General features: G+C 55.0%; 17 protein-coding genes. 6 read left to right on the forward strand and 11 right to left on the reverse strand.

Features of this window, described 5'->3' with window-relative positions:
* Nucleotides 1-367: 367 nt before the first annotated feature.
* A complete protein-coding gene (locus tag FEAC_RS06335) occupies nucleotides 368-1,678 on the reverse strand; it encodes an IS1380 family transposase (protein WP_052565850.1) in 1,311 nt (436 codons plus the stop codon).
* 447 nt (nucleotides 1,679-2,125) lie between these two features.
* Between FEAC_RS06335 and FEAC_RS06340 the strand changes: the two genes are divergently transcribed.
* Nucleotides 2,126-2,974, forward strand: a complete 849-nt coding sequence (locus FEAC_RS06340) for a hypothetical protein (protein WP_156099299.1) — start codon at nucleotides 2,126-2,128, stop codon at nucleotides 2,972-2,974.
* Nucleotides 2,975-3,052: 78 nt separating this feature from the next.
* Here FEAC_RS06340 and FEAC_RS06345 read toward each other — a convergent pair whose 3' ends face one another.
* Entirely contained in the window at nucleotides 3,053-3,682 is a 630-nt protein-coding gene (locus FEAC_RS06345) for a peroxiredoxin (protein WP_035390666.1), read from the reverse strand.
* Nucleotides 3,683-3,843: 161 nt separating this feature from the next.
* Complete coding sequence (locus FEAC_RS06350; RefSeq protein WP_035390665.1) at nucleotides 3,844-4,446, reverse strand: MarC family protein; 603 nt, start codon at nucleotides 4,444-4,446, stop codon at nucleotides 3,844-3,846.
* 205 nt (nucleotides 4,447-4,651) lie between these two features.
* On the opposite strand from FEAC_RS06350, the gene FEAC_RS06355 reads away from it, so the two are divergent.
* From FEAC_RS06355 to FEAC_RS06375, 5 genes are all read left to right on the forward strand, one after another.
* Nucleotides 4,652-6,301: a L,D-transpeptidase gene (locus tag FEAC_RS06355; protein WP_052565851.1), complete on the forward strand. Its 1,650-nt coding sequence runs from the start codon at nucleotides 4,652-4,654 to the stop codon at nucleotides 6,299-6,301.
* Between the two features lie 77 nt (nucleotides 6,302-6,378).
* The gene (locus tag FEAC_RS06360) at nucleotides 6,379-7,365 is read left to right on the forward strand and encodes a GGDEF domain-containing protein (protein WP_052565853.1); all 987 of its coding nucleotides are present in this window, start codon (nucleotides 6,379-6,381) and stop codon (nucleotides 7,363-7,365) included.
* Nucleotides 7,366-7,418: 53 nt separating this feature from the next.
* Complete coding sequence (locus FEAC_RS06365) at nucleotides 7,419-8,801, forward strand: FAD-binding oxidoreductase (RefSeq protein ID WP_035390663.1); 1,383 nt, start codon at nucleotides 7,419-7,421, stop codon at nucleotides 8,799-8,801.
* Nucleotides 8,798-10,357 (forward strand): acetolactate synthase large subunit, encoded by a 1,560-nt coding sequence (locus FEAC_RS06370; RefSeq protein WP_035390661.1) that lies wholly within the window; start codon nucleotides 8,798-8,800, stop codon nucleotides 10,355-10,357. Before FEAC_RS06365 ends, FEAC_RS06370 begins: the two co-directional genes overlap by 4 nt.
* 687 nt (nucleotides 10,358-11,044) lie before the next feature.
* Nucleotides 11,045-11,674: a hypothetical protein gene (locus FEAC_RS06375; RefSeq protein ID WP_052565854.1), complete on the forward strand. Its 630-nt coding sequence runs from the start codon at nucleotides 11,045-11,047 to the stop codon at nucleotides 11,672-11,674.
* Between the two features lie 777 nt (nucleotides 11,675-12,451).
* Here the strand turns inward: FEAC_RS06375 and FEAC_RS06390 are convergent.
* The 8 genes from FEAC_RS06390 to gap form a co-directional block, all read right to left on the reverse strand.
* Entirely contained in the window at nucleotides 12,452-12,949 is a 498-nt protein-coding gene (locus FEAC_RS06390) for a methyltransferase family protein (protein WP_035390656.1), read from the reverse strand.
* 384 nt (nucleotides 12,950-13,333) lie between these two features.
* The gene (locus FEAC_RS06395; protein ID WP_052565856.1) at nucleotides 13,334-14,992 is read right to left on the reverse strand and encodes a class I adenylate-forming enzyme family protein; all 1,659 of its coding nucleotides are present in this window, start codon (nucleotides 14,990-14,992) and stop codon (nucleotides 13,334-13,336) included.
* A gap of 15 nt (nucleotides 14,993-15,007) precedes the next feature.
* Nucleotides 15,008-15,676 carry an HDOD domain-containing protein gene (locus FEAC_RS06400; RefSeq protein WP_035390655.1) on the reverse strand — a complete coding sequence of 223 codons (669 nt, stop codon included), beginning with the start codon at nucleotides 15,674-15,676 and terminating at the stop codon, nucleotides 15,008-15,010.
* On the reverse strand, nucleotides 15,676-16,812 hold the full coding sequence (locus FEAC_RS06405) for a sensor domain-containing diguanylate cyclase (RefSeq protein ID WP_035390654.1): 1,137 nt from the start codon (nucleotides 16,810-16,812) through the stop codon (nucleotides 15,676-15,678). Before FEAC_RS06405 ends, FEAC_RS06400 begins: the two co-directional genes overlap by 1 nt.
* A 102-nt stretch (nucleotides 16,813-16,914) precedes the next feature.
* The gene (gene secG, locus FEAC_RS06410) at nucleotides 16,915-17,142 is read right to left on the reverse strand and encodes a preprotein translocase subunit SecG (RefSeq protein ID WP_035390652.1); all 228 of its coding nucleotides are present in this window, start codon (nucleotides 17,140-17,142) and stop codon (nucleotides 16,915-16,917) included.
* 168 nt (nucleotides 17,143-17,310) lie between these two features.
* The gene (tpiA, locus tag FEAC_RS06415) at nucleotides 17,311-18,123 is read right to left on the reverse strand and encodes a triose-phosphate isomerase (RefSeq protein ID WP_052565857.1); all 813 of its coding nucleotides are present in this window, start codon (nucleotides 18,121-18,123) and stop codon (nucleotides 17,311-17,313) included.
* On the reverse strand, nucleotides 18,123-19,265 hold the full coding sequence (locus tag FEAC_RS06420; protein ID WP_052565859.1) for a phosphoglycerate kinase: 1,143 nt from the start codon (nucleotides 19,263-19,265) through the stop codon (nucleotides 18,123-18,125). The genes tpiA and FEAC_RS06420 overlap by 1 nt, the downstream gene beginning before the upstream one ends.
* Nucleotides 19,262-20,293, reverse strand: coding sequence for a type I glyceraldehyde-3-phosphate dehydrogenase (gene gap, locus FEAC_RS06425; RefSeq protein WP_035390651.1), 1,032 nt, complete (start codon nucleotides 20,291-20,293; stop codon nucleotides 19,262-19,264). The genes FEAC_RS06420 and gap overlap by 4 nt, the downstream gene beginning before the upstream one ends.
* Between the last annotated feature and the right edge of the window lie 104 nt (nucleotides 20,294-20,397).

Here is a 20,397-nt window from a genome sequence, read left to right on the forward strand (position 1 = left end):
CAGTTCATCACGCAATTTCTCGCGAGGCTCACCCCCCCCAGCTCGTCGCCAGCCCTCACACGATCCAAAACACTCGGCACAGTTAGCGCATTGCAGCTCTGGCAAAGAACACAAGCAGCCCGGCCATGAAATCATGAAAACCGGAAATCATGATTCTCTACTAAACCTGAATCCACCGACGCACCCCGGTGTCGGGGCGTGGCGGTGGCCCTTGGGCTGTGATTTCGTTCCGTTGATTTAACCCGGGGTTCTGGATCGGTTCTGACCCAGAGTTAGGCGTGGTGGGTTAAGGATCTGATTTGGTGTTTCATTTGTGGGGCGCATGGAGAGTGTTGCCCGACCGCGCTTTCGAGTCGGAGGTAGTTCCCTAGATGGGAACCGGTTCGAGTGCCCTAAGGGTGATGAGTGCTCTTATGAAGGCCTTGGCCCATGGCCAACGAGCCGGAGTACGCAGTATCATCTTTCCCGATCGGTTGACGAGTCGTCCGACAAGCGAGATGAAGTGGTTACGAAAGCTACGAGCTATGACCATGGATTCTCGAGGGGTAATGGTACCAAGGTAGCTCACCTGACGGGTGAGGTTATGGGCAAGGACCGCATGGGCTAGCCATGCTCCATTGGCATGAAACTTACCAGAGGGGATATGTTCTAGTCCTGCCCCCTCTTTGAGATCTTTGATGGAGAGTTCAATCCGTGCTCGGTTCCGATGGAACTGATCCACCTCAATGGCTGGACCTTCCAAGTCGGTCACAAACCCGAAGTATCTCCAGTTAGGAAAGAGCTCTGCCTGGTCACCAATGAGGCGGGTACGACGGATAATGAGTCGTCTGCCCTTATAGGTGGTCTCGGCTACTTGGGCCTCACCGTTCTCGGTGTAGTCAATAGCTACCCAGGAGTCCTTACTGATCTCCTCTACCAGCGACTTTATCCCCTTGGCGTTGGCACGAACCGCCATGGTGTAAGAGATGCCTAGACGTTCTAACTCTTTCAAGGTCGCCTCTGATTGATACCCAGGGTCAAAGCGGATGGTGATCTTGCCTGTTGCACCGATGCGTCGACACCTAGCGATGAGTTCTTGAACAAAGCGTTTGGTTCCCCGTTGTGTATTGGCTGAACCCTTTCGCATTCGACAATGAAGTACCTCACCAGTATCAGAGCGAACCGCCAAGAGTGGGTGATAGCCAAGCTTCTTGGTATAGCCATAGGCTGCTCCCTGCTTGTGATACCCATATACCTCACAGATAGTGGAGTCGATGTCAATCACCAGGGGATCGTCTCCCGGGGCCAGGCCCATTGTCCAAGCACGGGTGAGCTCTTCCTCGATCACCTCGTCTAACTGACGAACGTGACATGAGGTAAAGGAGCGCAAGTAGGTACCAAGGGTAGAGGGAGCTACTACCCGAAACGGAAGCAGCTTCGAAGATGCCCCGGCTCTCAACATATCTATATGGTCGATGTGAGAGGCTCCTGCCACCATCGCATGAATGAGGGTCAATGACTTACTCGCTGGATTGGCTCCACCGACTCGACCAGTGAGATCTACCTTGTCGGCGATTACATCGGCCAAGCCAAGCTTGGAAGCAAGCGTGGAGACTAGAAGGAGTCCCGCATTGGCGACCAGATTCTCGTCGTCAAAGGCAACCTCGATAGCCTCTGGCGTGTGGTAAGATTGTGTCACAGAAAGTGTTCTCCTTGGTTGGTCGTTTTGGCTGCTTTCTAACTTCCATTCTACCAGCTCAGGGGGCACTTTCTTCAGTTTTGGGGGACCAATTCTCCGGGTGCGTCGGTGGTTCTAGGCTAAGTTAGGGCCGTGTGATGAGTTCGAGGATTGACACATGCCACAGCTCACACACACCCAACGTTGCCCGCGTTAGCTGCAGTGACATTCGGCGCTTAGCGATGATGCACGCCGACACTCGTCAGCCCACAAATACCGGAGGCGACCTCTGAGTGAGGCGACATATTCGACGCTCAGTTGCCAAGCTTGCGCCTACCAATTCTAGTTAGCCGACATTGTTCATTGCGATCCTCAGTTCACTAGGCTAAGTCTCATGCCGTCGTCGCCAGTCACGGTGCAACCTGAGGATCGATCCCATCGCATCCGCATAACACATTGGACAAGGATATGAGAAGAGTAGTGATTGTCGCGATTGTACTCCTGCTCATTGCGGGCTCATCGCTCTATCTAATCACGCCACCAAAGGCGGTTACCTCACCTCATCTCCACGATTTGACGATCCCAGCTGGTGATCCAAACTGGGAGAACGCTTGCACTTCCGCAACGCTTCCTGATACCTCCCCGACATGCATGACTGCTGCGCTCTACGACCTAAACCTTGCCCACAAAGCGGAAAACTTGCCAACACTGACCCTCCCCAAGGGCTTTAACCGTCAGAGCCAAGCAAACCAGCTTCACTACCTCATCAACAATGAGAGGGCCATCCGGAACCTCCCAACTGTTACCAAACCCACTTCGCAACTCGAGGAACTTGCTCACCAGGCTGCCGTAGAGGCACGGGATCCAAGCATCCCACAGTCGATGGATGGGGGTTCCGACTGGGCGGGGAACTTTCCTAACGCAATCGTGGTGGTCTTCATGTGGATGTATGAAGATGGTTACCATTACACCAACGCAGGTGGGGGATCAAACCTCGACTGTCAATCCTCAAAGGCAGCTGGGTGTTGGGGCCATCGTGATGTTATTCTTGAGACATCCACGAGCAATACTCGCTATGGGACCGCCTTTACCACCCAACTCGCACCCGCACAAGCACTCAAGTACGCGGACTCCTACACCCTGATCCTTGCTGGCCCACCTTCGCCGTTTGCAATAGGCAACACTCGCCCACTGGCACGTAGCATTGCTATCATCGCCGTGGTCATGATCCTCGCATCGACACTCTCGTGGCTGAATCGTCGAAGACGGCGCCGCACGAGGCCGAACATGGATCCTCTTTGGCCAAATCCATCCTGACTTTGGCGAACGCTGCGAACCTTGGCAGCATGGAATCCGACGACCGACTGCGCTGTCGTGATAACGGATCTGGAGGACCTAGGTCTTGGGATCTTTGACAAAACGCAAGTATGGCTTCGTTTCACGGAACCCATCGAAGCGTCGGCTCGCCTCATCATCACTCACAGAGTTAACGACGATCACCTCTTCGCCTTGCTGCCAATTGACCGGAGTTGCAACCGGAAACTCATCCGTCAACTGTAGCGCATCCAATACTCGAAGAATCTCCACAAAATTGCGACCAACTGACGCTGGATAGGTCATCTCAAGCCGTAATCGTTTCGCTGGGTCTATTACAAACACTGAACGGACAGTCAGCGTGTCTGAAGCATTGGAGTGAATCATGCCGTATAGGTTTGCCACCCTCCGGTCGGCATCACCAATCATAGGAAAGTTCACCGAATACCCGCGAATCTCCGCGATGTCTGACTCCCACCTCAAGTGGCTACCCACATCATCGACAGAAAGTCCAATAACCTTGGTCGAACGTCGTTCGAACTCCGGTAGCAGCCTTGCAACCTCCCCAAGCTCGGTCGTGCACACAGGAGTGAAGTCTTTTGGGTGCGAGAACAGAATGCCCCACGAGTCAGCCAACCATGCGTGGAACTGAAGTTTTCCCTGCGTCGTGTCCGCCTCGAAATCAGGAACTAAGTCGCCTAACTGAACCATAAAGCTGCCATCTCCTCGCGCACTCTTCTCTATCTCCTAAAACGTATGTTCACTCTATCTAGGTTGACGCTAGTACACGTGGCCAAAGTAACGTCCAGGCAGCTCGCTTGGTAGCTTGCAATAGAGGCTGGAGTCGGTTGCTTGAGGGCAGTTGTCTTAGTTCAACGCCCATGTGCGAAGGCCAGAACACCCGAAGCTGCCAACTGGACAGCTATGGCAGCCAACAGCAGACCAAAAACTCGAGATAAAAGCTCGATGCCCCCATCGCGTAACAACCTGCTGAGATGAACCGAAGACCTGAGTACCACAAGCAGAACCAGCATCACTATGAGGATCACCAATGCAAGACCAATAGCGTTGGCTACGGTATGTACCTCCCCAGCAAACACCAGAACTGTTGCGATTGCGCCAGGCCCTGCGATCAAAGGAGTGGCGAGTGGAACAAGTGCGACATTCACCTTTGGTTGCGTGGTCAACTCCGCCTGCTTGCCGGTCAAGAGCTGAAGAGCAACGATAAGCAACAGAAGCCCTCCAGAGACCTGCAAGGCAGGCAAAGACAGTCCCAGGTACCCGAGGATCTCTCGACCGAATCCAGCGAATATTCCCAAGACGACGGTAGCGACCAAGACTGCATCCAAGGCAAGGCGCTGTCGTGCCTTGACCCCCTTTCCCTGCGTGACCACCAAAAACGTCGGCACATTCCCGATTGGATCAATGATCACTATCAGGGTAACGAAACTCTCTATTAGGAATTTTGTATCCATAACCTTGCTGCCTCATCAGCTCATGCAAACTAAGTTGGCCCCCGAACCCTACCTGAGAGAACGCCAATCTCGCTCCGACAAGAATCGACAACCATTCGCGTGCAAGCGAACTATACTCTACTCACACTCGCTATAAAGGCGAGGTTACTCTAGCGACAGCCAGAGTTAGGCCAGCATAGCTCAAAACCACAGTGGGAGGTGCCGATTGGCGAGCGCCAGGCATACGAGGCCGAAGGGCACTCACCATGGACGCAAAGCGGTAGCCGTCACTGGCGGCGTCGTGGGCGGTTTGCTCATAGCCGCTGGTGTTGTAATAGCTATGAACTGGCCAAAAGCGTCACTCTCTGCGTCTTATGCTTCGCTAGGCAAGCTGACTACGTCAGGAGTGCACGAGGTTATTCTCAGTGTTGCCGGAGATGCCAACAACAAACCTATACAGGTCGAACTCAAAAACGGACAGCTCCTCCCGACCAAGAATCTCCCGACCGGAGTGACCACAAAGGTCACTGTAACTTTGCAGCGGCCCACATGGATTGCCTGGTTGGCCGGCAAGACTCAGACACTCACACTACAGAGTGCAACACCGCGGGCAAAGCTGCTCGACCCGGTTGCGATAGCATCATCTGGACAATCAGTACAATCTGATTTCTCTAATCCAGTGAGCGTCGTCTCATACTCGTACCGCTCTACAACTAGGTACCTTAAACTGGGCAAAGCCAGCACTCATGTCGACATACCTGGCTCATCAAATACTGCAGCTGGATCGCTCAAAGTAGCTGCCGCCCCTGACCCTTGGGAGACGCTACCGGCGGCATCGAACATGGTTTTCTTCCGGCAGAGCGGCTCTACGCCTGAGGCTGTAATCAGCCCAGACCTCACCAGTCTTGCACCTAAATCAACCATCACGATGACTTTCTCTCAACCAGTTGCCAAACTCTTCGGAGGCAAACTCCCCACCATCGACCCGGTTATTCAAGGAGCCAATCCAGTCAAGGGCAGTTGGCATGAACCCACACAGTACACCCTTACCTTTACGCCCACCACAGGGGACTTTTGGCCGTCAGAGAACTTCACCCTTACAACACCCGTTCCGATAGCGGTTGTAAGCCCAACTGGCGCTCTGGGAGTGACGGGAACCACCATTGCCATGAGCGGTGCTCCGATGCCAATGCTACGTCTGCAGCAACTGCTGGCACAGCTCAACTACCTGCCGGTGTCATTCAACTCGACCTCCTCTGTTGCCAACACCGAATCCGCACAATTAGCCGCGATGCAGACACCACCGCAGGGGACATTCGCCTGGCGATGGACGATGCCGACGCAGCTCACCTCGCTGTGGAGTCCCGGCAACTCCAACGTGATCACCAATGGTGCGGTTATGGCCTTTGAGGACTTCAACGGGCTTGGCTACAACAATCCGTTGAGTAATCCGCTATTATGGCCAACCCTGATCAACGACGTCATCGCTCATAAGGTTGATCCCCATCCTTATGCATGGATACAGGTGCAAAAAGCACTCCCCGAGACTCTAAACCTATGGGTTAACGGCAGCGTAGTGCTGACCAGCCCAACCAACACCGGCATAGCTGGCCTAGCTACCACCAATGGCACATTCCCAATCTACCTACGCTTCAAGCAAGACTATATGAGTGGCACCAACCCAAATGGAACCCACTATCACGATCTAGTGCACTGGATCAATTATTTTCTCGGCTCAGAAGCCGTCCATGGCTTCGTTCGGGCTAGCTACGGCTTCCCTCAAAGCTTGGGCTGTGTGGAGCTGCCGGTATCCACCGCCGCAGTCGTATATCCACAGGTCCATATCGGCACACTCGTCACCGTACTACCGAGTTAACGGCCACACTAGCCATAGCAACGCATCGACCATGTCCTGCTCCTCAAGGGCCAGACGAACCACGCCGATAGTTGAGCATGCCTAGGGGACATGTCACATCAGTTGTCCGACCCTTCATTCGTGCCGATCAAGATACGCTCCTCGGCCTGCTCAGTGTCGGCGGTGCAATCGCCTGCTCCCTAGCTGCGCTCTCGCCAATGAGTGTACACGCACCAGTTGGACTCAATTTCAGCATTGGCGTCACTAACGCTCTCCTCGGAATCGCAATTTTGCGATGGAGACTTGGGTCGCGATCCTTGTTCCAAGTCTCGATCCTATTCTTTATGGTGTTTGAGCTCTCGGTGCTGATAACGGCGACTCATACTCAGATCGGTCTCGCTACCGACCTGGTCGCCCTGCCCTGGATAGCTGTATATGCAGCATGCTTCGCGACAGCGCGGTCATTTTTTACGCTTGCGACGGTTATGACGGTTGCCGTTATCACAGCCACCGCTCTTTCGTCGGTTTCTGACCCTTGGTTCACAACAATTCGTATCCTCCTGATAACTTGGTGCGCAAGCGTAGCCCTCCACATTTTCATAGTTGCGCTCCGACGTCGAGCGGAGACAGATGGTCTTACCCAGATACTGAATCGAAATGGGTTTTTTCGCATGGCCGTAGCGACAGGAGTTCAGCGTAGCATCCAGTCCACCTTCGTCGTCCTGCTAGATCTCGATGGCTTCAAAACCATCAATGACCAACATGGACACATAGAAGGAGATGAGATTCTACGACAAACTGCCAAGATCCTCAAGCAACACCTCCCTACGAAGACGATTCTCGCTCGCATAGGAGGTGACGAGTTCGCTATAGTCGCTGTCGCAACGGAGAGCGAGGTCCTACTCAAACAGCTCCAGCGACTGCAGTCAGCCACTCCGTGTACATTCTCATTTGGCCTCGTTCCTTGGACCGACTCCTCTAGTCTCGACGAAGCCATGGTGTTGGCCGACGAAGCACTCTACGTTGACAAGCGAAACCATCGGAGTCGATTTGGGGAGTCAGCTACAGAGTGTCAACCCGAATAACGACGCCGTTCTCCGTCCAGCAATGCCAATGATCAAGTGCTACGGTAGTAGGTATGACAAGCTCTACGAGGCCCTCACTTAAACGAGACCTGAGCTCGATCGTTGGGGGTGACCACACCCTCGTAGGAACCATTCCCGAAGCCTATACCCACGACGAAGCACTTGAGCTCGATCCGGTGGAGCCAATGGCGGTAGTCTTTCCGACATCTAGAGATCACGTCGGTGAGCTAATCAAATACGCCAACGCCAACCTACTCCCGTTGGTTCCCCGCGGATCAGGGACAGGGTTGTCGGGAGGAGCAAGGCCGGTAGATAACGGAGTTGTCTGCTCCTTTGAAAAAATGAATCGGATCCTCGCCATTGACACCATCGATCAGACTGCTATGGTTGAACCTGGAGTCACTCTTGACCAACTTGAACAGGCATTAACAGATACTCCCTACTTCTACCCGGTCTACCCAGGTGAGATGTCGGCATCACTGGGCGGCAATGTCGCCACTAATGCCGGCGGAATGCGCGCAATGAAGTATGGAGTAACAAGGCACAATGTGCTGGGGCTCGAGTTCATCACTGGATCCGGTGTGCGAAGTCGATCCGGGGGAGCCTACGTGAAGACGAGCTCGGGTTACGATTTAACCCAACTAATCGTGGGATCCGAGGGCACCTTAGCACTAGTCACCCGAGTGCTCCTGCGCCTCAGCCCACGAGCTCACTATCGTACCCTCGTCTTGGCTAGCTTTGGCAAGTTTGAGGACATCGCTGTCGCCGTTGACTCCATATCCCGCAGAGGCTTGCTGCCAAGCATCCTCGAATACATGGAGGCATCGGGGCTGCGTGCCATGGCCGAACACGCCGGAATCAACCTAGGCGTCACTGCTGAGGTCTCATCTTCCACGGCGGCGTACCTGATGGTGGAGCTGGAAGCGATGAATTACGATGACCTCGAGTGGCAGACCAATCTTCTGGTTGAGGTACTAACAGGCCACAACTCTACCGAACAGTATGTACTCGATGAGACACAACGCCGAGGACTGATCAGTGCACGTGAATCAGCATTCTGGACGGTGAAAAAGCTAGGTGCCAACGTGATCCTTGATACCGTGGTGCCACGTTCGAAGTTGACTGAGCTTTTTAAAGGTGCAGCTGCCTGTGCTCGCGAGAGGAACGCGGTGTTGGTTGGAACTGGCCATGTCGGTGATGGCAACGTCCATCTATCACTCTTTCAATCCGATCCAATCGAGTGCCACGCGACAGCTAATGCGATCATCGAACTCGCCCAAGAGCTTGGCGGGACAATCTCAGGTGAGCATGGCATAGGACTCGCCAAACGCAGCTATCTGCTCGAACATGAAGACCCTGCGCGCCTCTCGCTCATGAACTCAATCAAGTCAATCTTCGATCCACTCAACGTCCTCAACCCTGGAAAGCTGTTATGACTACCGGAGCCCAACACATCCTCACAGGTCTTTCCGACGCAGGCATCGAGCTTATCTTTACCAACCCTGGAACCACCGAAATCTACTTCGTTGACGCCCTTGGAAAGGTTCCTATCCCTCGCCCGGTGCTTACACTTACGGAGGCGGTCGCTGCCGGCGCTGCCGATGGTGCGGCGCGAATTGGCGGCCAGCCCACGGCCTTACTCCTCCACCTCGGACCCGGGCTAGCCAACGCTATCGCCTACTTACATAATGCGAAACGTGCTCACTCCCCGATCGTCGTAGTCGTTGGTGACCATAGCCAGGGAGTAGCCAATCAAGACCCTCCTCTCGCCTCCGACATCGACAGCCTCGCCCACACCTTCTCTAAGGCGGTGATCCACGTAACCCAGCACGAACATCCTCGACATAGTGCGGCCCGCGCAGGCTACATAGCCGTAGATGCAACGCCAGGGATTGTCACCCTAATCGTGCCGAGCGACCTCTCGTGGAGCGAGACTAACGACATCCCGCGGCTACAGCGACCCCCTAGAACACCTCTAAACACCCCAGAATCTACGCTAGAGCGTGCGTCAGCAGCACTCATCGAACCCGATGGAACTGCCGTCATCGTCGGTGGCGACCTCCTGCGAACCGAGGGACAAGAGACTCTTGAACGCCTAACCCGGTGTCAGAACCTCACCGTCTGGGCAAACACCTTTCCTGCTCGCATGGATCGTGGCTATGGCAGACCGCGTGTGCGGCGTCTCCCCTACCTGCCAGAGATGGCCATCGCCGCCTTGGAGAACACGCGCAGAGTAGTCATCGCCGGAGGTGCTAACCCAGTCCCGTTCTTTGGTTATCCCCACCTTCCTGACCGTCTGGTAACAGAGGAGTGCGAGATCATAACGCTCACCTCTGATCCAAGTGCCGCAACTAGTTCCATCGCCGCCTTGATGCCGAACGCGGAGGAACTCACATTATTGGGTTCAACCCATATAGAACCAGCAACTAAAGACGACGATAACGCCGCACTCAACCCTGCTAACTTTGCCTCAGTGGTTGCTGAACTACTTCCAGCTGATACCATCGTGGTCGACGAGAGCAACACGCTTGGACTAAACCTCGAGGAGGCGACCGCTAATGCAGCCGCACACACTTGGCTTCCCGCACTCACCGGTGGCGCGATCGGTCACGGGCTTGGTATGGCGATTGGAGCAGCCCTAGCAGATCCAGAACGGCGCGTGCTCGCCTTGATCGCCGACGGGTCCTCACTATATACACCACAAGCTCTCTGGACCCACGCCTCCGAAACCCTCAACATCACAACCGTAATCCTCAGCAATCGAAGCTACGGAATTCTCAACTTCGAACTCCACCGCCTCGGGTCAGAGGCTGAGACTGAGGGTGCCAAGCGCCTTCTTTCGCTTAGTCCTCCATCGATCGATCACATCCGCCTGGCAACCGGGTTCGGCGTTCCAGTAGCCAGGGCAACTACGGTCGGCGAACTGATAGACGCGCTCACCTCTGCATGGCTCTCAAGAGGCCCATCGTTGATCGAAGCCGAATTCTTCTAGGAGCGCAAGCAATGAGTGACAAAGTGCGCCGATGAGTTCGTCCTACATCTCAAGATCACGAGGAGCTATGCCAGAGGCGAGAGCGCTATTCATAGTCACAATCCCCTGCTAGCTGCGACGGCCCAGCCTGTCGGTCAACTGTTAGGTGCCAATACCCTTCTCCGCCTGCTGGGCTAGCTCGATCACCTCGCGTGTCGAGGCTGCGATGCAATGGCTATGGTTAGCCGCTCTTTGGGTATCCATACAACCGTTGGATACTCCTGGTCGGTTCGACTCTACACGGCGCTCGAATGCAGGGGCGCGCTTCACTCGCGCTATCACGCAGCCAGATAGCTCGAGAACAGTATCTGGGCACTGTTTACATGCAAATAGCCGCTTTCGGTCGAAGACGGCTGTACACCGCCATGGCCACCTTCAACACGAGTGCCGATACCTGAGGCAGTTCAGTGTAAGGCCTCTTTGACAACACACTCACAATATGAATGGACAACAACTAGTAGGATGTCGAACAGGAGGTATCTGCCAAGAGACGATGGGTTGAGAAGTTCACGACCGATCAATCTCTTACATCCAGGGTAGGCAAAACAGTGTTTTGATCGCGGTGTGTTTGCGAGTTGAACGATTACCCCGCCGGAATTCAACAGACATAGCAGCTTTGTGTGATCTAAGGAAGGCAAGGAGTATATCATGAGCGAGACCACGGAGTTCAACATTGGAAGCGAGGTCATCTGTAGCGATGGCACCTGCGGCGAGCTGCGGCGCGTGGTCGTGGATCCCATCGCACGGATGCTTACCCATCTTGTCGTCGAGGCTAAGTACCGTCAGAGGACCGGTCATCTCGTCCCGATCGATCTCGTAGCCTCCTCTGGATCCGAAATTCACCTGCGCTGCACCATTGCTCAATTCGAACATCTCGAGGATGCTGAAGAGACCCAGTTCATGCCCGGGGCAAATGGACAGTGGGGCTATAGGCAGGACCAGATGATGTCCCATCCCTACTACGGGTTGGGCATGGGCATGAGTGATGGCCCTCAGCCGATCACCTCCGACCGTGTCCCAGTCGGTGAGGTTGAGGTCCGTCGCGGTGAGCACGTCCATGCCGTCGACGGCACGATCGGACAGGTGCAGGGACTGGTAATCGACCCTCGAGATCATCATGTGACCCATGTACTGCTAGACGAAGGGCACCTATGGGGCAAGAAAAGGGTTGCCATTCCGATCGGATCCGTGACAGGCCTTCTCGATGGCGTCCAGCTCAACCTCACGAAGGATGAGGTGGGTAGCCTACCACCGGTGGAACTCGCTGACCAAGGGTGACCTCCGCCGATAGCGAAGCTGTTGCGGTAGTCGTCAGGCAGGTCGAATCCCAGTTCGGTATCGGCAAAAGTGAACCGGCGGTGCCACGGGTGAGATTCGCGACTACCTCCAAAACCGACGAGGTCGTGCGCGACAGCGTCAACGCCAACGACCTGCAAGCGCGATTATCGAAAACTTCTGTCGTCGGGACAATGACCAGGTGATTCTAGAGAGTGCTGAGCGAATCAAGGCGTAGACATCAGTGGTGAGCGTAGTGCTATGCTCGGCGAGTTCGGACAGCAGCACAGACGACTACCCCAACACCAACTCCCAGAGAAATCAACCCGCGCGTCAGAAGGAGCGCATCTCGCACAGCGGGCTCAACGTGAGATGTCTAATACATCGACTACAGCAGATGCGAGTATTGGACGGAGTGAATCATTCCAGTATTCCGCAGAATGGCAGAAACGTAGCTTAGCTATTCGACACCTCGTTATTTGGCTAATTGGTGAGACGGCATCGAATCCCCTTGGATCAGTCCATCGACCCCTCACCCCACGAGCCATTGCGATAAAGCCGACGTTGATGCCCTTTGAGTTCGATCCAGTTCAGGTGTGAAATTTCTGCGGCCATACCGCTGGTCTCGCCGCTACGCAGTTTCGAATCCCAAGTTGCTCTCGGCACAGAAGCGATCGTGATTACCCAACCTAGCTAATCGAGTACTCACCACTTAATTGGATGCTGTGGAACTCTCACTCTTAACGAACTTGCCTGGTGATTGGACCCGGACTGTCGCGCTCAGTGTCTCCCAAAACCGAACCAACGCGGTACTTGGGCACAGTAGTCACGATACTCATCGCCGAATACCGACTCGAGGTAGGACTCTTCGACGGCAATCACCTTCGAGCGCAGGATCGCTATACCGATTGGAGCAAGCAGGATAGTCACGATCGACCGGCGAGCAACTCCAACGGCGACTTGACTGCATATCATTCCGACATAGATAGGATTACGACTCATCCTATAGATGCCATCCTTGTTCAGTCGACGGACAGGAGTTCTGGGATCTGGGCTATTTCCAGCGCGGATCATGGCAAAGAAGGCCGATGCGATAAATGCTCCTCCTGTGATCCCTATCGCACGGCTCACCGCTCGAAACATAGGCCGTGGAGAAACTCTCCTGCCAAGCATCCGATCCGTGACTAACCCCGCTAAGGTCAAACCAGCAACGATCAGCGGAGGCGGAACGTGCTGTGCCTCCTGGGGTACGCTGGTGTTGGCATCCTCAGACTTCATTTCACATACCCTATCACAACCACTGCTAACAGTTGCGATCGACGGTTCAGCTCAAGTGGATGCGGCTGTAGAACACCAAGCGCCAAGTTCGTAGCAGCCGGTGCTCGCACAAAATGCTACAAAGACGACTGACCGCTCGGCACGATCTGGATGTCGATCGCAGGACGGCAGAGGGTACGCGACTTCGACACGACAGACCAGATGAGCGGTTGCGGAGGCTCCACCTCCGAGGACGGAGCCGATGTCACCACATCGATGTCCAACAACGCCTACTCGGATGAGATCTCAACGATCACCCTAGGTCAATGCACCAGCGAAGCGCTCACGAGGTTGGGATGGTCATGGCGCGAGATGCACCGCAGCAGAGCTCTAAATTCACGGGTGCTATACCGAATACTCGTCACGTAGGTTTCGCTTTAGCAACTTACCGGCTGCATTGCGTGGAAGTGGTTCCGTCCGTACCGCTATCATGTCAGGGATCTTGAAACCAGCAAGCCTATCCCTGAGAAATACTCGCAAATCCTCCTGATCAATCACCACCGATGGCTGAACAACGATCGCCGCTGCCACCCGTTCTCCAAGAACATCATCTGGATACCCGAACACAGCCACATCCTCCACCCCGGGATACTCGAAGATTGCGGCCTCCACCTCCACCGTAGCGACGTTCTCGCCACCACGAATGATAAGATCTTTAAGCCGATCGACGATATGCATATAGCCGTCGCTGTCTATGACCGCAATATCACCTGTTCGGAACCAGCCGTCGTCGAACACCGCCTTGGACTCAGCCTCCTTACCCCAGTAGCCCGCGAAGACAGTCGATCCTCGCACCAGTAGCTCCCCCGGCTGACCGTCAGGCACCTCCTCTCCGAACGGATCCACCACCTTGATCGTTGCAACCGGAACCGCGGGTCCCGCTGAGCTGGGTCGCTCCTGGTAGTTCACGCCATTATTAAAGGTTACCAATCCTGCAGTCTCCGTTAGACCATATCCATTCCCAGGAAGTATCTCCGTCGACGTCCGTTCGATCATGCGGACGAGCTCGGGTGCTGATGGCGCACCACCATAGCTCACCGTCTTCACCGAAGACAGATCGAATCGATCACGTTCTGGATGTCTCAAGATCTGTTGCGCCACCGTCGGGACACCTCCAAAGGAGGTAACCCTCTCACGTTGAATCAGCTCAAGAGCCTCCAGTGGATCAAATCGTCGACTCAAAATAAACTTCGCACCAGTCGCTGTACCTGGCAATAACACTGCGACACATCCAGTCACATGAAACAAAGGAATGCTCACGAGATTGATCGCCTGCTCAACACCCGCAGCAAGATCTCCACCAGCCCGCAAGATCGTGCGGGCACCAAGATAGAGTGCATTGTAAAGTGCCTGCAGAATGTTCTCGTGAGTCAAAATCACGCCTTTGGGACGTCCGGTGGTACCAGAGGTATAAAAGATGGCCGCTGGCGTATCACCCCGGACCTCCACCAAGCGGGCACTCTCCGACCTTGCAGCTTGGATACAGGTGTCCAGCATCACAACCGACGCATCAGATGCCTCCTCGCTTCCACGCGACCATAGTGGGAGATCGATTCCACCCGAAAGCATCGCAGCGCGTTCCTGATCTACCAGCGCGAGCTTGGCTCCTGAATCCCGGAGACCATAGAGTAGCTCATCGGCAGACCACCAGGCGTTCAACGGTACTGCTATGAGTCCAGAGGCCGTTATCGCGAAGAAGCCGAATACCCACTCGGGAAAATTACGCATGGCAATTGCGACACGATCTCCAGGTTTTAGACCCGACCTCGTGAACGCATCTACCATAGCAAGGATGCGCTCCTTAGCCTCGCCGTAGGTGATCCTCTGCTCCTCGAACACCAGGTACTCCCGTGTCGAGAACTGATCAAAGTAGTCAATGGTCGCAGCCATGGAGACCGGTGCATGCCGATAACGACTGAATCCTTCCGGCGTAACCTCGAGTTCAAAAGGAGATGCAGAAGCCTGCAGTGCCTTATCAGCGAAGTCTAAGCGATAGAACCCCATAGCCCTAATCGTAGCCTAACTCACACCCTCTGCACAGCTCATCTCATCGTCCATCTGTTCTTGAACCTCTTGCACTACAAGCTTCAAAATGCCCCCGAGTGGGTCATCTCCCTGTTGTCCAACTGAGGCTATGAAATCCTTAGGAAAACTCCAGTGTTGGAGCGCACGCAGCGTGACTCCGGAAGCCGTCTCCCCGTAGCGCTCGAGTTCAATCTGTTCACGTTCGTTCGGATCGCAATGACACAGCTCGGCAAAGCCAATCGGATCTTGCTGGGCGATCAAGACCCTCCCTAGGTTCACCATAAGCCCGGCAGCGATCGCAACCTGTGGATCGACACCCTGAGCCTTGGCAAGAACACCGGCCTTGGCCGCGATCGCCTGGCTCATAGCATTAAGCTCACTAGGATATCGCCCACTTCGTCGACTAAGCTCGGATAGGGTAATACTTCTAAGTCCGAGTGCGCCAACTACCGCACACGCAAACTGAAGGGATTGCACTACACCCGCGAGCCCATAGTATCTCGAGTTGGCCATCCGCATCACCTCGGTCGCCAGAACACTATCCCTAGCTACGATGTCGGCTATCTCAGGAAAGCCGATGGAGTCATCACCTACAGCTGCCATGACGTCAGCCAACAAGCTGCCGTCTGCGACACCAGTAAACTCGACCTCGATCGGGTGCATCAACAGGCTCGCATCTGTTTGCGGTCGTACATCGCACGGTCCGCCTTGCGAATAACTTCGCTCGCCGTATCGCCGGCCTCGATCATGGCCACTCCGACAGAGGCATGCACATTCAGGAGTGCAGTACCGACGGCGATAGCATCAAAAATTGTCTTACTCAGCAACTCCTCAAGTTCCTCCACCGACCTGTCATCATCATCAATGAGAACCACAAACTCATCTCCAGCGAAGCGATAGGCAGCGAATCCAGAGGAGGAGAGCCGATTTGCCACTTCGATGAGAACGCGATCGCCGGCGAGGTGTCCAAGCGTGTCATTTATCAACTTGAAGTTGTCAATATCACAAAACCCGATCATCGAACTACCAAGAGTCGCTGCAGTCAACTTTCCGAGCCGGTCCGTGATGTCGCCCTCTAAACGTCTACGGTTTGCCAGTCCCGTGAGCGCATCATGGTCGACCTCGAAGGTCAGACGAGCCTCGTTGGCGACCTGCTCTGTTACGTCCTGCACGGTACCGATAAAGGAGACACTCATATCCCGAGAGGTCACGGGGACCAGCGAGATATCGAGGGTACGCTCACCGGAGCGCTGTGCGGTGATCTTTGCTGTGGTGCGAACAGGAACACCAGTCAAGGCTGTCAAGGCTAATCCACGTAGAAACCCGCGGTCCTCTTCGGCAAAAACCTCCAACCAGTTCATTCCAAGGAGATCTGTGGGGATCGTACCGAAGATCGCAGCCAAGGATGTGTTGACATAACCAAGGCGCAGGCCGCTCTCGGATATCAAGATGCCGATGGGAAGATTGTCAGCCAATGCCTGCAGTTTTCGAAAGTAATCGGCGCTTTTATGGTCTTCGTAGTCAGCCATAGCGAACTCTAGCATCCACGTCTCCGCTGACACCAAGGTGGTAGTGATAACCACGTCAAGCAGATAACCGGTGGCGTGTCGCAGTGCTGCCTCAGTAGAAGAGCGACGGAGTCTATCGAGTTTGAGACCCCCGGCGATCGGAAGATCTCTGCCGATCAGATCCTCGCGTGCCGTTGCCAAAAGATCTGTCAATGCACCGTTGACCCAGAGTACCCGTTCCGCCTCCACCAGGGCCAAAGGCCGCTGCAGTACCTCCAAGTACCGAACCAACGATTCATCCATAAAGGCTATATCGGCAGAATAGAGCGATTATTAACCGATAACCATACGAATCAACAGCGCCAAATAGCAAGTCAGAGAGTGGCGCTGGGCCTATAACCGTAGCCCCAACGCGACCGCAGAAAATGCGAAAATGCAAGCCAACAAAATAGTGATCCGATCAAGATTCTGCTCTGCTACCGTCGAGCCTGCAGCGGTTGAACCAACGCCGCCACCCATGAGGTCTGATAGCCCACCCCCTTTGCCGGAGTGCAGCAGAACAAAGACGAGCATTCCGAGCGCGGAAACCACCTCAAAGACAACAAGAATCGCCGTTAACACCGAACCTCCTACAGACCATTACAAACAAAATCTTTCAGGTACAGCCTACGCTCCAAGCTAGCTTATCCACACCGATCCTGGATCACTCGAACCCGATTATAAGCGTGTGCACACTCGCCATGGAACGAACGATCTAAGAGGGCTTGAAGCTGTCAGCACTTAGCCGACTCAGGCAGCCCTAATCAACTGTGCAAAAACCTCGGCATCTAGGCTAGCACCTCCAACCAACAGCCCATCGATATCCTCGAGGCTCATGAACTCTCTCGCGTTGCCGACACTCACCGATCCCCCATACTGGAGTCGGATCCTAGCGGCGATCTCATCACCAACTCTGCGCCTCAAGAGCTCACGAAGCGACCGACCAACGCCCTCTACCACCTCTGGATCAGCCGACTCACCAGATCCAATAGCCCAGACCGGTTCGTAGGCGATCACGATGGTATCAAGCGCCTCTAGCGGATAGGTGTTAAGAATCGGGTCGATCTGCGCGGTAAGCACATCGAGCGTCAGTCCGCTCTCACGTTGTTCGTGAGACTCTCCAAGGCAGACGATCGGACGCATGCCAGCTTGCTGAACTGCCAACGCCTTTTGAGCCACCTGCTCCGAGGTCTCGCCAAAGAGATGGCGTCGCTCAGAGTGACCGACAATCACGTATCCGACCGCCAACTTCGAAAGCATCTGTGCGGACACCTCACCCGTGAATGCACCGGAGAGTTGATCGGAGACATTCTGTGCCCCTAAGGTAAATGGCATACGATCCGCCTCAAACGTCAGTTGGAGCGATCGCAAGGAGGTGAACGGAGGATGTATCGCGATCTCTGCATACCGAAAATCCTCCGGTCGCAAAAGATGATACAGCTTCTGAACGAGAGCGATCGCCTCAAGGTGATTGAGGTTCATCTTCCAGTTGGCGGAGATCAAGCGCACTCGATGGCTGACGGGGTCAGGGCTAGGGAGTAGATCGTCTAACTTGCGATTCATCATGGCTCCCTCGAGTGGCGAAGAGCAGCGAGTCCAACGAGATCGCCGTGTTCAAGGTACTCAAGGGTGGCACCTCCACCAGTGGAAAGATGGGAGACATTCTTGGCAAGTCCAGCCTGATGAAGCGCTGCAACCGAATCACCACCGCCGACCACGCTATAGGCCTCAGAGCGCCCAATGGCCGCTGCCACCCCATCGGTTCCCTGTCGAAAGCGAGGGTCTTCAAAGACCCCCATTGGACCGTTCCAAAGAATCGAACGCGCATCTACGAGAATCTCTCCAAAGCGCTCCACGGTCGCAGCACCAACATCGAGTCCCCTGTACCCAGCTGGCACTCCAAGTCCGAATCGTTGCGGCTCACCGGTTCGCTCGCCTTCACCAAAGCTGTCTCCGGTGGCCAGCCCCATGATATCGAGAGGAAGCACAACCTTTCCTGTGTCGAGCAGGTGTTGGCACTGATCAATCATCTGTTCCTCTACTAGTGAGTCTCCGACCTCCACTCCTCTAGCAGCTAGGAAGGTAAAACACATACCTCCGCCAACCAAGAGCGTATCCACCTGACGCACCAAGGCGTTGAGTAGCCCGAGCTTATCGGAGACCTTAGCTCCACCCAACACCGCCACATAGGGGCGGGCAGGCGCCTCGAGCAACAATGTCAGGTTCTTAACCTCCTCAAGCAAGGTGATCCCACCTGCGGATGGAAGCAGCGGAGGGACACCGACAATCGAGGCATGTCGACGATGAGACACCCCAAAGGCATCGTTAACGTAGACGTCGAATCCAGCCGCTAGCTCAGCTGCAAAACCAGGATCATTCGCCTCCTCCCTTGGATCGAAGCGCAGATTCTCAAGCACCTCGACCTCAGGGAAGTGGTCAGCGATTACAGCCCTAACCGGCTCCATATCGAAGGCCGAATCAACTCCCTTTGGACGCCCTAGATGCGAACAGACCACCACCTCGGCACCTGCTTCGCGTAGACGCGCGATTGTAGACAGGGCAGCATCGATGCGAAAACTATCTGCAACCACACGCGTCCCATCAGGAGCGGTACGCAGCGGGACGTTTAGATCAGCACGCAACAGGACACGGTGGCCGGGCCGAAGCTCAAGATCGTCAATAGTAGGTATCGCCGACGGCCTCACAGGCTGTGGATCCCTCGTCCTACCACCATCGCCAGATCAACTAGACGAGATGAATAGCCCCACTCGTTGTCATACCAACCAAACGCCTTGACCAGACTTGTCCCATTGCCAAGGTCGAGCACCGTTGTAAGCAATGAGTCGAAGGTACATGATGCTGGCGAACCGACAATATCAGTTGAGACCAGAGGCTCCTCCGAGTAGACCAGCACAGACGCGAGTGGACCCTTCGTGCTCGCCTCGCGAAAGGCAAGGTTAACATCCTGGGCAGTGATGGAGCCGCGTACCACCATCGTCACGTCGGTCAAGGAACCATCGGCCACTGGAACCCGAATAGCCACCCCATCTAGCCGCCCCTGCATAGCAGGAATTACCAGCGACGTAGCCTTCGCCGCCCCGGTCGACGTGGGGACTATGTTGACGGCTGCAGCCCTGGCGCGGCGCAGATCCTTGTGCGGAAGGTCGAGGAGGTTCTGATCATTTGTATAGGCGTGCACAGTCGTCATGAGCCCCTGATTGATGCCAAAGGCATCGTCCAACACCTTCACCATAGGGACAAAGCAGTTAGTGGTGCAGGAGGCGTTTGAGATGATCTTGTGTCGCTCAGGGTCGTATTCGTCATCATTGACCCCAACTACGAAGGTACCGTCGACGTTGGTCGCCGGCGCCGAGATCAGCACCCGCTTTGCACCAGCGGCGAGGTGCGCCGCTGCTCTCTGGCCATCGGTGAAGATACCGGTCGACTCGATCACGCAATCGACGCCAAGTTCACCCCAAGGGAGCGCAGCCGGGTCACGCTCGCTTAGCACTCGCATTCGCTGTCCGCCTGCAACCAGATCATCGCCATCGAGTCGCACCTCGCCAGGGAAACGTCCTTGGGTGGAGTCATGCGCCAAGAGATGCGCGTTCACGCTTGGGGAGGTGAGGTCATTGATCGCCACGATCTCAATCGGGTGACCACCAGCCGCAACTGCCCTAACAAAACTACGCCCAATACGTCCAAAACCGTTGATTGCCACACGATATGCCATCAATACCCCTTACATTCTCACTGGTCCATCGCCGTCGAAAAGAGTCAGAAATGCTAGGTCAAGAACCTCACACTAGACTCGCCGCCCAACCTGAGCCGTGCAGG

The organism is Ferrimicrobium acidiphilum DSM 19497 (genome assembly GCF_000949255.1).
Taxonomy (GTDB): Bacteria; Actinomycetota; Acidimicrobiia; order Acidimicrobiales; family Acidimicrobiaceae; genus Ferrimicrobium; species Ferrimicrobium acidiphilum.